This is a genomic window from Kribbella antibiotica, assembly GCF_004349055.1.
Lineage (GTDB): Bacteria > Actinomycetota > Actinomycetes > Propionibacteriales > Kribbellaceae > Kribbella > Kribbella antibiotica.
The window spans coordinates 1-13,380 of the sequence record NZ_SMKX01000205.1; the positions used below are offsets into that span (position 1 = coordinate 1).

Genomic DNA, 13,380 nt, shown 5'->3' on the forward strand with positions numbered 1-13,380 from the left:
TATAAGAGACAGCCCCTCCAACTGGCACGACCTCCCCTAACCGCCTTTGCGTGCCGCTGTCCGCAAATCTCCTCCGCTGCTGGTACGGCGGGGGGTGGCTGGTCGCCGCACCGGACAAGCCGGACACGTTGCCTGTGGCTGGTCGCCGCGGCGGCCGCGTTACAGAGGGAGTTTGGCTGGGCCCGGCGCGGGGTTGAGGTACTGGCGAGGTCGGCGACCGCGTGACCGCCGACCGAGGTGCTCGCTATGGCTGAGGTGCAAGATCGGCGCCGAGTGGAAACTCCAGGTCGCCATTTGAACAAAACGTTCCACCCAAACGCCCGCCGAACCTTCCACCAACCGTGGCTAGCCGGTTTGCCTACGGTTTCACGCCTTTGTGGACCGCCATGGGCGCCGACTGCCCTTGGGGCTCCACAAAGGTGGATCGTGCGCTCGAATCTGCGGCTTTGCGTGAATCTACTGCCTCTATTTGGCAGTAGGACTCCGCTAATCATGCGATTCGGGTCAGCCGGGCGCGACAGCACCCCAAAACAACCTCATCCGCCGCAACCCACCACCGTGAGTCACCTTCAAAGCCTCCCCGCTACCGGCCGCAACCGAAGCGAGCACCTCAAGCGGCGGGCACACGGTCACCGGCCTCGCCAGTCCCTCAGCCCCGCGCCGGGCCCAGCCACACTCCCTCTGTAACGCGGCCGCCGCGGCGAGTACCTCAAGCCTCGTGTCCGGCCTGTCCGGTGCGGCGAGCAACCATCCCGCCGTACCGACCGGGCCACAACCGGAACACCACATTTCCTGCCGTCGACCGCCTCGACGCGGGACCACATGGGGCGCCGCGCCGAAGGCGCCAAAGGAACTGTCACCGCCGGAGGCGGTGTCCTTAGAACAGCCGGCGGGCGGAAGTAAGCGAGCCGCCGAAGGAGGTGACGAAGTTGCTGAGGGATTCGCCGATGTCGGAGAGGTGCCAGTTGTCGGGGCCGGAGTACCAGCCGATGCCGGCGTCGGGGTCGTCGTCATCGTCGGTGGCCGCGATCTCGGCGGCCCACTTGTCGGTCAGGCCGAGCACTGCGGCGTACGGGAGGCAGCGCGAGGCGAACTCGAGGCGGTGGCTCTGCGGCAGCGAGGCGGATGTCTCGTCGGTCAGGTAGCGCTGCAGACCGGCGACTCGGCCCAGCACAGCCGCACCGCGGGCAGTGCGGGCCGGTGCGACCTGGCCGACCAGTGCGAGCACCAGACCGGCCAGCATCAGCGCGAAGCCGACCAGACCGAACTTGCTGACGACGGCCAGCACCAGAGTCAGTACGACGCCTGCTCCGAGCAGCACGAGTCCCGCAGTGGTCCAGCGGCCGCGCACAGCGTCCGGGCGGCTGGCGAACCAGCCTTGGGTGACAACATCGGCGTACAGCTGCTCGCGGACCAGGTTCAGCCGCGGCCGCAGTGCGGCGCCGAGCTCAGACACGATCGCGGTGTCGCCGTCGGCGAAGACCGCGTCCAGCAATGCCTTCTCGTACGGCAGCAGCTCCGGACCGCCCTGGTGCTGACGACGCAGCTCCCAGTCCAGTCGCCCGAACTGCGACTGCCGCGGCAGCTCCACGATGGTCAGGTAGTTGCGCACGGCAAGGTCCAGCAGTGTCGCGGTGATGTCGACGACGTCTGCCGTCTCGTCCACCACAGTCCCCAGCTGGCCCGGCCGAATCCCGTCCGGCGCCGCAAACTGCGGTCCGTCCGCACCGTCGAGCACTGGCCGCTCGGTAGCGCCCTCGCCGACCTTGCCCGCGTCGCGACCGCGCAGGAACCACAGCGCCGCCGAACCGAGCAGTCCGAGCCCCAGCACGATCACTGCGAGCCCGATCGTGTGGGAGTCCACAGTGAAGGCACGCCCCAACGACCAGCGCGTAGCGAACTCCGCGTTCGGCTGCACGGTCGCCTGATCACTGAGCCCGGTCAGGAAGGTCACCCGCCCACCAGCCGGTACGCCGTTCTGCGTGATCTCCAACGCGGCAGACTCCGCCAGCTGAGACGACGTACAGGGCATGCTCGAGCCGGTGCGTCCGGCGAAGCAGGTCACCCAGGTGGCGAACGGAACGCTCACCGACAGCGCCGCCTTGGGAACCGCCGTAGTGAACCCCTGCACGATCGGCCAGCTGACCTCACGGCCCTCCGTCGACTCCGACACCACGTTGCCGACCGTGTAGCTGTAAACCACCGTCGTCTTGCCGGAAGCGTTCACAGTGATCCGGCGACCGTTGTCGATGCCCTCGTCAACCAGCCCCTGAGCAGGCTGCCCGTTGACCGTCGCAGTCACCGCACTGACGTCGTACGTGCGGTCGCGCTCGGCGTCGGAGCGGACCCGGGTGGTCAGGGTCCGGCTGAACGTCGAGCCGCCGGCGGTCAGGTCGACAGTCTCCTTGATCTGGAGTTTGCCGTCCTTGGTCAGCGTCGCATCGGCGGAGTAGCCCGAGATCTGGTCGTCCGCAGCCTGTGCGGGCAACGTGCTCAGGGCAACGATCGGTGCGCTCAGACAAATCATCAGGGCGGCCGGGAGGATGCGGCGCTTCAGTGACATGGGTTGAGAGTAGTCTCGTGCCGGTTCGTCAAGCGAAATCAGGAGGGCAAGACCGGTGAGCAGCCCGTACGGCGGTCCCCACGACCGGGTCGGTCCCCCACCCGGCGTCCTCCCGCCACCCCAGGCAGCCCCGTGGCAAGGTCAGTACTCCGGACCGCCGCAGGGCCAGCAGTGGCCGCCGCCCGGTCAGCACCAGCAGCAGCCTCCTGGCCAGTGGGCCCAGCCGTACTACGGCCCGCCCGGCGGCCAGTTCAACGGTTTCCAGCCGCCCAAGCGCCGTGGCGGCGGTGTCCGGCTGATCGTCTTCAGCATCAGCGTGCTGATGTTCCTGGGGGTCTCGCTCGTCGTCATCGTGGCCCTGCTCGGCCGTGGCAGCGACGCGACCGCCGATCCGGGCGTGACCGGTCCGTCGATCGTGCCGACGGCCACTACGAAGCCGCAGAAGGGCACCGCGGAGGACTTCCTGCTCAACGCGAACATCTACCGCACCGGCCCGCTCCCGGTACAGAACTGCAAGGCCGAGAACCTCGGCAACGGCAGTCTGGCTTCGCAGAAGGTCTACTACCAGAAGCTGTTCGCCTGTCTGAACGACGCCTGGCGGCCGATCTTCAAGGAGATCGGGCAGGAGAAGCCCGACCCGGGCCTGGTGGTCTTCGACAAGCCGGTGGTCACGCCCTGCGGCAGTTTCAAGCCGCTGTCCGGCCGCGTGCTCGCCTTCTACTGCTACGGCAACCAGGTGATGTACACCGACGTCCTGCAGATGAACAAGGCGTTCGGCTCGCAGCAGGACCTGGCGTACCTGATGACGATCGCGCATGAGTACGGCCACCACGTGCAGGGTGTCAGTGGTTTGTTCTACGCCCGTGCGGTCTACCTGCAGGACCACCCGGAGCAGAAGCTCGAGTCGTCGCGGCGTAACGAGCTGCAAGCCTCTTGCTTCGCTGGCGTGTTCAGCAAGGCCGTAGAGCAGTCCTATCCGCTCACCGGCCGGCTGGACGAGTTCAAGGAGCAGTCCAGCAACAGCTTCGGCGAGAGCCCGGACACGCCCGAGGACGAGCGGACCCACGGTCTGGCCACCAGCCAGGGTTTCTGGATCCAGAACGGTTTCAACATCGGCGCGAACAAGGCCTGCAACACGTTCGCCGTCAACACCGACCTGGTGAAGTAGTCCGCCGGTCGCTTGAAGTTCCGGCGGCGTTAACCCAGCGGCGTAACATGCGCCCGTGACGTTGCGACGCGGGGACCTAGCGCCGTCGGCGCGGACATTGGTGGATGTGCTGTCGGAGACAGCCACCAAGTACGCCGACGAACCCGCGCTGGACGACGGCAGTGTGAGCCTGAGCTATCGCGAACTGATGGTCCAGGTGGAGAAGTTCGCTGCCCGGCTCACCGCAGCCGGCATCGGCCCCGGCGACCGCGTCGGCGTCCGCCTCTCCTCCGGCCACAACGACCTGTACGTCGCTATTCTCGGCACCCTGCAGGCTGGTGCGGCGTACGTGCCGGTCGATGCGGATGACCCCGAGGAGCGGGCTGAACTGGTGTTCGGGGAGGCCGCGGTCGCCGCGACCGTCGCCGATGAGCTCGAGCTCACCGTGCTGCGCGAGCAGCCGGCCCCGGCGGCGGAGAACGACAATGCCGATGGCTACTCCGACTACCCGTACTCGGCCCGGATGGACTCGACCGAGGTCGCGCCAACCCGCCGTGCCGGGGACGGGCCTGGGCTCGACGACGACGCGTGGATCATCTTCACCTCGGGCTCGACCGGCGTACCGAAGGGTGTCGCGGTGTCGCACCGATCCGCGGCAGCGTTCGTGGATGCCGAGGCCCGGATGTTCCTCCAGCAGGAGCCGATCGGCCCGGACGACCGGGTGCTGGCTGGGCTCTCGGTGGCCTTCGACGCGTCCTGTGAAGAGATGTGGCTGGCCTGGGGCCATGGAGCCTGCCTGGTGCCGGCGCCGCGCTCTCTGGTCCGCAGCGGGATGGACCTCGGCCCATGGCTGGTCGCGCAGGGCATCACGATCGTCTCGACCGTTCCGACGCTCGCTGCGCTCTGGCCGGCCGATGCGCTCGACCAGGTCCGGCTGCTGATCTTCGGCGGCGAGGCGTGCCCGCCTGAGCTGGCCGAGCGGCTTGCCGTCGACGGCCGCGAGGTGTGGAACACGTACGGCCCGACCGAGGCCACTGTGGTCGCCTGCGGCGCACCGCTGACCGGCGAGGGTCCGGTCCGGATCGGCCTGCCGCTGGACGGCTGGGATCTCGCCGTAGTCGATGCTGAGGGCAATGAAGTTTCCGAGGGCAGTATCGGCGAGCTGATCATCGGCGGCGTCGGCCTGGCCCGCTACCTGGACCCGGCCAAGGACGCGGAGAAGTTCGCTCCGATGCCATCGCTGGGTTGGGAGCGCGCCTACCGCAGTGGCGACCTGGTGAAGAACGAGGCGGCCGGTCTGATCTTCCAGGGCCGGGCCGACGAGCAGATCAAGCTCGGTGGCCGCCGCATCGAGCTGGGTGAGGTCGACGCGGCCCTGCAGGCACTCCCCGGGGTGTCCGGCGCAGCTGCCGCCGTGCGGGCGAGCGCGGCGGGCAATCAGCTTCTGGTGGGATACGTCGTACCGGATGATCCGGAGACGTTTGATCAGTCCGGCGCCACCGAGCGGCTGCGTGAGGCTCTGCCCGCCGCACTGGTGCCGCTGCTCGCGATCGTCGACACCCTGCCCACTCGCACGTCCGGCAAGGTCGACCGCAACGCACTGCCCTGGCCGCTGCCCGGCATGGACTCAGACGGCCCAACTGCCGAGCTGGACGGTACGGCGGGCTGGCTGGCCGAGCGGTGGACCAAGGTGCTCGGTGCGAAGGTCACTGGGCTCGACAACGACTTCTTCATGCACGGTGGTGGCAGCCTGGCCGCTGCGCAACTCGTGTCCGCACTGCGCGAGGGCTACCCCGAGGTGACCGTCGCAGACATCTACGAGTACCCCAGGCTTGGCGCCCTGGCCGATCGGCTGGATGACTCCAAGCCAGTCCAGTCGGAGCCGGTCGTGCTGCGCGACATCCGGCCGACACCGCCCGGTACGCAGCTCCTGCAGACCGCACTGACGCTCGTGCTGCAGACCGTTGTCGGTGTGCGCTGGCTGGTCTATCTGTTCACTCTGAACAACGTCCTCGACCAGTTCGCCGGCCCACTGCCGTGGATCCGGACTGTCTCGTGGTGGTGGATCCTGGCCGGCTGGCTGCTGCTGATCACTCCCGCTGGCCGGATGGGGATCGCCGTGGTCGGTGCGCGGCTGCTGCTGCGCGGTCTGACGCCAGGCACGTATCCACGCGGTGGAAACGTGCACGTCCGGCTCTGGGCGGCAGAGAACCTCGCCGACGCAGCTGGTGCAGCCAACCTGGCTGGTGCCCCCTGGATCGCTTACTACGCTCGAGCACTCGGCGCGAAGATCGGCCGCGGCGTCGACCTGCACACGCTCCCGCCGGTCACCGGCATGCTGACGATGGGCCGTGGCGCCTGCATTGAGCCCGAGGTCGACCTGTCCGGCTACTGGATCGACGGTGACCGGCTGATCGTCGGAGCAATCACGGTGGGTCCAGATGCGGTCGTTGGCTCACGCTCCATGCTGCTCCCCGGCGCAGAGATCGGCCGTGCCGCCGAGATCGCGGCAGGATCGGCAGTGTCCGGCAAGGTCCCGGCTAGTGAGCGCTGGTCCGGCTCCCCGGCCAGCCGCCTCGGCCGCGCCCGGCATCCGTGGCCTGACGAGCGTCCCGCCCGCGCCCCCTGGTGGGTAGCTGCGTACGGCGTTCAGTCCGCAGTCATGTCCTTGCTCCCGGTGGCCGCCGCTGCGGCAGCCCTGTTCGTGCTGGGCCGCGCACTCCACGGCACCGAGACACTCGGTGCGGCTGCGCTGCACGCGCTCGCTGCGATCCCGCTGATGACACTGGTCGGATTCGTGACTCTCGCCGTACTGACGCTGGTCGGTGTGCGGTTGCTCGGGATCGGCATCAAGGCTGGTCACTACCCGGTCCGGAGCCGCATCGGCTGGCAGGTGTGGGCGACCGAGCGGTTGCTGGACAGCGCCCGGACACTGCTGTTCCCGCTCTACGCCAGCCTGGCCACCCCTTGGTGGCTGCGCGCGCTGGGCGCGAAGATCGGCAAAGACGTCGAGGCATCGACGGTGCTCTTGCTGCCGAAGATGACCACGGTCGGCGAGGGCGCGTTCCTGGCCGACGACACCATGATCGCGTCGTACGAGCTCGGTGGTGGCTGGCTGCACGTGGCTGGTGCGAAGGTCGGCAAGCGCGCGTTCCTCGGCAACTCCGGGATGGCCGCGCCCGGCCGCAACGTGCCGAAGAACGGACTGGTCGCCGTACTGTCTGCTGCTCCGAAAAAGTCCAAGGCCGGTACGTCGTGGCTGGGCTCGCCGCCGGTGAAGTTGCGCCGGCAGGCGGTCGAGGGCGACCAGAGCCGCACGTTCCACCCGCCGTTCAAGCTCAAGGTTGCCCGGGCGCTGGTCGAGCTGTGCCGGTTCGTGCCGATGATGTGCACAGTGCTGATCGCTCTCGGCGTGCTGTTCGCACTGCAGGCGCTGGACATCTGGCTCGGCCCCTGGGCCGCCCTGCTGCTCTCCGGCGCAGTGATCCTCGCTGCGGGCGCAGTGGCCGGTGGTGTGGCGACGGTGGCCAAGTGGGCGATCGTCGGCCGCACCCGCGCGGTCGAGTACCCACTGTGGAGCTCGTTCGTCTGGCGCAACGAGGTGGTCGACAGTTTCGTCGAGCTGGTCGCAGCGCCCTGGTTCGCCAACGCAGCCGCCGGTACGCCGGTCCTAGCGCTCTGGCTACGCTCTCTCGGCGCCAAGATCGGCAAGGGGGTCTGGTGCGAGACGTACTGGTTCCCGGAGGCCGACCTGATCACTTTGGGCGACGGAGCAACGGTGAATCGCGGCTGCGTGCTGCAGACCCACCTGTTTCATGATCGAGTGCTCTCCATGAGCACAGTCACCTTCGGGCCGGGAGCAACGCTCGGGCCGCACGGCATCGTCCTGCCTGCGGCGTCAGTAGGTGCGGGGGCTACTATCGGCCCGGTGTCTCTCGTGATGCGCGGTGAAGGTGTGCCCGACGGAACCCGTTGGGCCGGTAACCCGATCGCTCCCTGGCACGGCTGATGGTTCTGCTTAGCAGCGGACGGCCAGGAGACGCCTCCGCCGGCGACCCGTACACGCCGCACCACGGCAACGGCGGGTACCACGTCGAGTCGTACGAGCTCGATCTGGACTACCGCGTCAACAGCAACCGGCTGTCCGGCAGGGCCAGCATCACTGCGGTCGCCGAGCAGGCCCTGACCCGGTTCGCACTCGACCTGTCCGGACTGCGCGTCTCCAAGGTGACGGTGAACGGCCGTCGCGTCTCGCGGTACACCCAGCGCGCCGGCAAGCTGCACATCACGCCGTCGAGCACGCTGATGGACGGTGCGGAGTTCATCGTCGACATCCAGTACGCCGGGAACCCGAAGCCGGAGGACAGTCCGTGGGGCGGCCTCGGCTGGGATGAGCTCACCGAGGGCGTCATCGTGGCCAGCCAGCCCAGTGGGGCGGCGACCTGGTTCCCCTGCAACGACCACCCCGGTGACAAGGCGCACTACCGGATCGCGATCACCACTGACTCGCCGTACTACGCCCTGGCGAACGGGCGGCTGGTCTCGCGGCGGGTGAAGGCCAGCCGGACCACCTGGGTCTACGACCAGGCTGCGCCGATGGCGACGTACCTGGCGACGGTGCAGATCGGCCGGTACGAGCTGGTCGAGCTGAACGCGACGCCGGTCACGACACGCGCCGTATTGCCGTCTGGTCAGCTGCGAGAGTTCAAGAACGACTTCGGCCGGCAGCAGGACATGATCAAGTTGTTCTGCAAGCTGTTCGGGTCTTATCCGTTCGGCAGCTACACCGTCGTGGTGACCGACGACGATCTGGAGATTCCCCTGGAAGCACAGGGCATCTCGATCTTCGGGAGCAACCACGTCGACGGGAAGCGGACGTCCGAGCGGCTGGTGGCGCACGAGCTGGCCCACCAGTGGTTCGGCAACAGCGTCACTCCGTCGACCTGGAAGGACATCTGGCTCAACGAGGGCTTCGCCTGCTACGCCGAGTGGCTGTGGTCGGAGGAGTCCGGCGGGCTGAGCGCCGACCAGCAGGTGTCCAAGGCACACACGCGACTGCGCGGACTGCCGCAGGACCTGCTGCTGTCGGACCCCGGTCCGGAGCTGATGTTCGACGACCGCCTCTACAAACGCGGTGCGATCACCCTGCATGCCATCCGCTTGCACCTCGGCGACGACACCTTCTTCGAGCTGCTGCGCTCTTGGACCAAGACCTACCGGCACGGCTCAGTCACGACCGCTGACTTCGTTGCCGCCGCCACCCAGTTCTCTTCCGACCAGGACGGCCTCCGCGAGCTCTTCGCCACCTGGCTGGGCTCCTACGAGCTCCCCCCGCTCCCGCGGTCCGCCCGAAGACGCCGTACCTGACCGCTGGGTCAGGAGCCGCGGGCGACTTCGGCGGCGGCTTGGAGGAAGCGTTCGGTGAGTGGCGTCCTGGTGGACCAGGCTGCGCCGATCCACCAGGTGGCGGCGCGACCGGGCAGCGGGACCAGGCGGATCTCGCCGGGAGCGATTCGCTCAGCAGACAGCGGTACGACGGAGGGACCGGCGCCGGCCGCGGTGAGCGCCAGCATGGTCTGGATGTCCCGGGCCTCCTGAAGCACTTGCGGGTGGCAACCGAGTTCGGCGTACAGGCCGTTGATCTGTGCGGTCAGTCCGGGTCCGCGGCCCGGCTCCAACTGGACCAGTGGGCGACCGTCGAGCCAGCGGGCCAGGTCGCGCGGTACGGACTGGTCGATGGGCAGGGCCAGGGCCAGGCGGTCCTTGCGCAGCCGCAGGTGCTCGAGGCCGACCGGAACGGGCAGACGGACGAACCCGATCTGCAGTCCGCCGGCCTGTAGCCGCTCGCACTGCGCCGCCGACGACATGTCCTCCAGCGACACCGAGACGCGCGGCCAGCGGCTCCGGAAGAGCGCGACCGCCCGCGGCGCCAGCTCGATCCCGGACATCCCGAAGCCGATCGCCAGCGATCCCTCTTCACCTGCAGCGACCTGCGCAGCGCGCCGTTCGAAGGCCTCCGAGCGCTCGATCAGTTGCAGAGCGTCAGGGAGCAGTAGCTCACCCTCCGGAGTCAGCCGAGCACCATGTCGGCCGCGAACGAACAGCACCGAACCGAGCCGACGCTCCAGCACCTGAATCTGCTTGGTGAGCGCAGGCTGGCTGGTCGCCAGCGAGTCGGCCGCGGCCCCGAAGGTCCGCAGCCTGGCGACAGTGACGAATGCCCGCAGCAATCGCAGGTCCATAACCCCAGGATATGGAAAATCGATAAAGATGTATTGGACGTGATGGATCCTGCGGCGTTTCCATAGCTGTATGACGCTCTTTCGCACCGCCACGGTCCAGTTCCAGGCAGTCCCCGACGAACCCGCGCAGAATCTCGCCACCGTCGATCGGCTGGCCCGGCAGGCCGTTGCCCAAGGCGCGCGACTGGTCGCGTTCCCGGAGCTGTGCCTGCTGGGCTACTGGCATTTACGCCGGCACTCGGCGGAGCGGCTCGCCGAACTGGCGCAACCTGCGGATGGGCCGCTGATCGGTCAGGTGCTTGCCCTGGCCAAGGAGCTGGACGCCGGACTCGGGGTCGGGTTCCTGGAAGCTGCCGACGGCAAGCTCTTCAACGCGTACGCCGTCTGCCTGCCGACCGGCGAGGTCCACGTGCACCGCAAACTGCATGCGTTCGAGCACGAAGCGATCGCCAGCGGGTCGTCGTACACGGTCTTCGAGACGCCGTGGGGATTTCGGGCCGGGGTGCTGATCTGCTGGGACAACAACCTGGTGGAGAACGTCCGGATCACCGCGTTGCTCGGGGCCACCGTCCTGCTCGCCCCGCACCAGACCGGTGGCACGAACTCCCGCAGCCCGCACGGGATGAAACCGATCCCGCTCGAGGTGTGGGACCAGGACCCCGCCGCAGCGGCCAACGGCCCGAACGGCCGGGAGTGGCTGCTGCGCTGGCTCCCCGCCCGAGCCCACGACAACGGAATCTTCGTCGTCTTCAGCAACGGCGTGGGCCCTGACGACACCGAGATCCGCACCGGCAACGCGATGATCCTCGACCCCTACGGCCGCATCATCGCGGAAACCCCGGTCCCCGCCGAAGCAGTAGTCACCGCCGACCTGGAGTTGGACCTGGTCCCCCGAGCCACCGGCCAACGCTGGCTGCGAGGCCGGCGCCCCGAGCTCTACGCCCCGTTGACCGAAGTCCGCGGAGACGAACTGGACGCCCGAGCCGCCCGCTTCTCCCCCGATCCCGTCGAGCGCCCCACCAGACTCAGTAGATGAGGGCGGTGGCCATCGCGACGATGCCTTCGCCGCGGCCGGGGAAGCCCAAGCCGTCGGTGGTGGCGGCACTGACCGAAACCTCGGCGGCGCAAGCGGCACTCAGGACCTTCTCGGCCTCTTCGCGACGGCCGCCGATCCGCGGCCGGTTACAAACGATCTGAACCGTCACGTTACCGATCTCGAACCCGGCAGCGCGAACGCGCCGCGCGGCCTCGGTGAGCAGCGCGACTCCGGCGGCTCCGGCCCACTCCGGCTCAGCTGTGCCGAAGTTCGACCCCAGATCACCAAGCCGGGCGGCGCTCAGCAGCGCCGTACAGATCGCGTGGGCGGCGGCGTCACCGTCGGAGTGCCCGGCCAGCCCAGCGGGCTCCTCCGGCCAGTGCAGTCCGGCCAGCCACATCGGACGGCCGTCCTCCAGCGGGTGCACATCGATACCGTTGCCGACCCGGGGGATCTTCACTCTGCGCGCCTCTCCGCCAGCAGAGCCTCCGCCAGCAGCAAGTCCTGGGGGCGCGTCACCTTGAACGCGTCCGGCGACCCTTCGACCGTCAGCACGGTCACACCGAGCGCCTCGCACAGCATCGCATCGTCGGTCGCCCCGACCACACCGGCCGCATGCGCCCGCCGCAGCACCTCAGGAGCGAACCCCTGCGGTGTCTGCACAGCAACCAGCGTCGACCGGTCCGGAGTGGCCACCACCTCGCCGGCCGGACCGACCTGCTTGATCGTGTCCGTCACTGGAACAGCCGGCACGACGGCAGACGCGCCTGCTCGCACTGCCGCGACCACGCGCTCGATCGCGTCGACCGGAACGAACGCCCGGGCCGCGTCATGCACCAGAATGCAGTCGATCCCCTCGACCGGGACCAGCTCAAGAGCCAGGCGGACCGAATCCGACCGCTCTGCGCCACCCGCGACCACGAGCAGCCGGGTCTCCCCGACGTACGGCGTGAGCTCTTTGGTGACGGTGTCCTCAGTGCCTGGTGGGACTGCGACCACCAAACAGAGAAGGTCGGCGGCGGACGCTGCCTTCAGTCCACGAACCGCATGGACCAGCAGCGCGTCGCCACCGACCTCTCGAAATGCCTTCGGGGTCTCGCCACCGAGCCTCAACCCGAGACCCGCTGCCGGAATGATCGCCGCAATGCTCATGCGACGACACTAGACAGCGGGATCACGGGAACAGACTCGACCTGAAAATCAGACAGTTTCGGCCTGAAAAATCAGGACGCGAGAACCTCGTCGAGGATGGCTTCCGCCTTGTCCTCGTTGGTGTGCTCGGCCAAAGCCAGCTCGGAGACGAGGATCTGGCGAGCCTTCGCCAGCATCCGCTTCTCACCGGCGGACAGACCACGGTCCCGCTCGCGGCGCCACAGGTCGCGGACGACCTCGGCCACCTTCATCACGTCACCGGAGTGCAACTTCTCCAGGTTCGCCTTGTATCGTCGCGACCAGTTGGTCGGCTCCTCCGTGTGCGGCGCCCGCAGCACGTCGAAGACGCGCTCCAGACCAGCCTGATCCACGACGTCACGCACGCCGACCAGATCGAGGTTGCACGCGGGGACCCGGACGACCAGGTCGTTCTGAGCGACGATCCTCAAGACCAGATAGGTCTTGTCCTCACCTTTGATCTTGCGGGTCTCGATGTCCTCGATAACGGCCGCACCGTGGTTGGGGTAAACAACCGTCTCGCCGACGTTGAAAGTCATATGTCACGTGCCCCTTTCCGAGTCCTATCCTACCACGCAGTCGCTGGTCCAGTTCGGACGTTTGCGCTGGTCAGAGGCCATTTCCCGCCTTGACAAACACTGTCGGCCATGCCTCAGCCGCCCGAAGACCGTTGCCTGTGACACCTTGCAGGGCCCACCCGACGTCAGCCTCGAGCATGCCGGGCACTACGCTGTGCTGCGCCGGAGGCCGTGGACCGATTCCAGGACCCAGCCGCCGCCGAAAGGCCCCGAAACAGCTTGCAGGAGAGGGATTCCAGTGCCGATCACGTTGTCCTCGCGGTCCGTCCGGCGCGCCGCGCTGGCGGGCGCCGCCGCCACTCTGAGTATCGCTCTGGCGGCCTGTGGCGCGAACTTCAGCGCCCAGACCACCCAGCCGTACCAGGCGGCCGAAGGCACCAACGCCAGCTCCGGCGGCATCGTGCTCCGGAACCTCATCGTGCTCGCCAGCGAGGACGGCAAGGGCGAACTGCACGGCGTCATCGTCAACAACGGCGACAGCACCGACACCCTGGTCTCCATCACCCAGGCCCCGCCGAAGCCCAGCACGCCGGCTCCCGGCGCCGTACCGGTCGAGCCCGTCGTCGTCACCTTCGGCGAGTTCGCCCCCCTGGCCCTCAAGGTCGGCGCAGCGCTCCGCCTCCCCCAGACCGGCGGCGTAGAGC

Annotated in this window: 10 protein-coding genes; 5 read left to right on the forward strand and 5 right to left on the reverse strand. The window is 68.2% G+C overall.

What is annotated here, in order from left to right; all coding sequences use genetic code 11:
* Positions 1-877 precede the first annotated feature (877 nt).
* Positions 878-2,563 (reverse strand): DUF2207 domain-containing protein, encoded by a 1,686-nt coding sequence (locus E1263_RS38735; protein ID WP_132176813.1) that lies wholly within the window; start codon positions 2,561-2,563, stop codon positions 878-880.
* A 55-nt stretch (positions 2,564-2,618) separates the two neighbouring features.
* Between E1263_RS38735 and E1263_RS38740 the strand changes: the two genes are divergently transcribed.
* The 3 genes from E1263_RS38740 to E1263_RS38750 are packed head-to-tail and all read left to right on the forward strand — an operon-like array spanning position 2,619 to position 9,077.
* Positions 2,619-3,731, forward strand: coding sequence for a neutral zinc metallopeptidase (locus E1263_RS38740; RefSeq protein ID WP_238161962.1), 1,113 nt, complete (start codon positions 2,619-2,621; stop codon positions 3,729-3,731).
* A 55-nt stretch (positions 3,732-3,786) separates the two neighbouring features.
* Positions 3,787-7,719, forward strand: a complete 3,933-nt coding sequence (locus tag E1263_RS38745) for a Pls/PosA family non-ribosomal peptide synthetase (RefSeq protein ID WP_132176817.1) — start codon at positions 3,787-3,789, stop codon at positions 7,717-7,719.
* Entirely contained in the window at positions 7,719-9,077 is a 1,359-nt protein-coding gene (locus E1263_RS38750) for a M1 family metallopeptidase (RefSeq protein WP_132176819.1), read from the forward strand. The genes E1263_RS38745 and E1263_RS38750 overlap by 1 nt, the downstream gene beginning before the upstream one ends.
* Positions 9,078-9,085: 8 nt before the next feature.
* Here the strand turns inward: E1263_RS38750 and E1263_RS38755 are convergent, their stop codons facing one another.
* Positions 9,086-9,952: a LysR family transcriptional regulator gene (locus E1263_RS38755; RefSeq protein WP_132176821.1), complete on the reverse strand. Its 867-nt coding sequence runs from the start codon at positions 9,950-9,952 to the stop codon at positions 9,086-9,088.
* Positions 9,953-10,022: 70 nt separating this feature from the next.
* On the opposite strand from E1263_RS38755, the gene E1263_RS38760 reads away from it, so the two are divergent.
* On the forward strand, positions 10,023-10,988 hold the full coding sequence (locus E1263_RS38760) for a nitrilase family protein (protein ID WP_132176823.1): 966 nt from the start codon (positions 10,023-10,025) through the stop codon (positions 10,986-10,988).
* Here E1263_RS38760 and ispF read toward each other — a convergent pair.
* From ispF to E1263_RS38775, 3 genes are all read right to left on the reverse strand, one after another.
* On the reverse strand, positions 10,978-11,388 hold the full coding sequence (gene ispF / locus E1263_RS38765) for a 2-C-methyl-D-erythritol 2,4-cyclodiphosphate synthase (protein WP_238161965.1): 411 nt from the start codon (positions 11,386-11,388) through the stop codon (positions 10,978-10,980). The genes E1263_RS38760 and ispF overlap by 11 nt on opposite strands.
* A 56-nt stretch (positions 11,389-11,444) precedes the next feature.
* Positions 11,445-12,140: a 2-C-methyl-D-erythritol 4-phosphate cytidylyltransferase gene (gene ispD / locus E1263_RS38770; RefSeq protein ID WP_132176827.1), complete on the reverse strand. Its 696-nt coding sequence runs from the start codon at positions 12,138-12,140 to the stop codon at positions 11,445-11,447.
* A 71-nt stretch (positions 12,141-12,211) separates the two neighbouring features.
* A complete protein-coding gene (locus E1263_RS38775; protein ID WP_132176829.1) occupies positions 12,212-12,697 on the reverse strand; it encodes a CarD family transcriptional regulator in 486 nt (161 codons plus the stop codon).
* A gap of 277 nt (positions 12,698-12,974) precedes the next feature.
* Here E1263_RS38775 and E1263_RS38780 point away from each other — a divergent pair.
* A partial coding sequence (locus E1263_RS38780) for a hypothetical protein (RefSeq protein WP_202869265.1) occupies positions 12,975-13,380 on the forward strand: 406 nt, incomplete at its 3' end.

Excerpts from the sequence above, each read along its gene's own strand:
- E1263_RS38735 (WP_132176813.1), bottom strand. The coding sequence starts at position 2,563 with ATGTCACTGAAGCGCCGCATCCTCCCGGCCGCCCTGATGATTTGTCTG.
- E1263_RS38750 (WP_132176819.1), top strand. The coding sequence starts at position 7,719 with ATGGTTCTGCTTAGCAGCGGACGGCCAGGAGACGCCTCCGCCGGCGAC.
- E1263_RS38755 (WP_132176821.1), bottom strand. The coding sequence starts at position 9,952 with ATGGACCTGCGATTGCTGCGGGCATTCGTCACTGTCGCCAGGCTGCGG.
- E1263_RS38760 (WP_132176823.1), top strand. The coding sequence starts at position 10,023 with ATGACGCTCTTTCGCACCGCCACGGTCCAGTTCCAGGCAGTCCCCGAC.
- ispF (WP_238161965.1), bottom strand. The coding sequence starts at position 11,388 with ATGTGGCTGGCCGGACTGCACTGGCCGGAGGAGCCCGCTGGGCTGGCC.
- ispD (WP_132176827.1), bottom strand. The coding sequence starts at position 12,140 with ATGAGCATTGCGGCGATCATTCCGGCAGCGGGTCTCGGGTTGAGGCTC.
- E1263_RS38775 (WP_132176829.1), bottom strand. The coding sequence starts at position 12,697 with ATGACTTTCAACGTCGGCGAGACGGTTGTTTACCCCAACCACGGTGCG.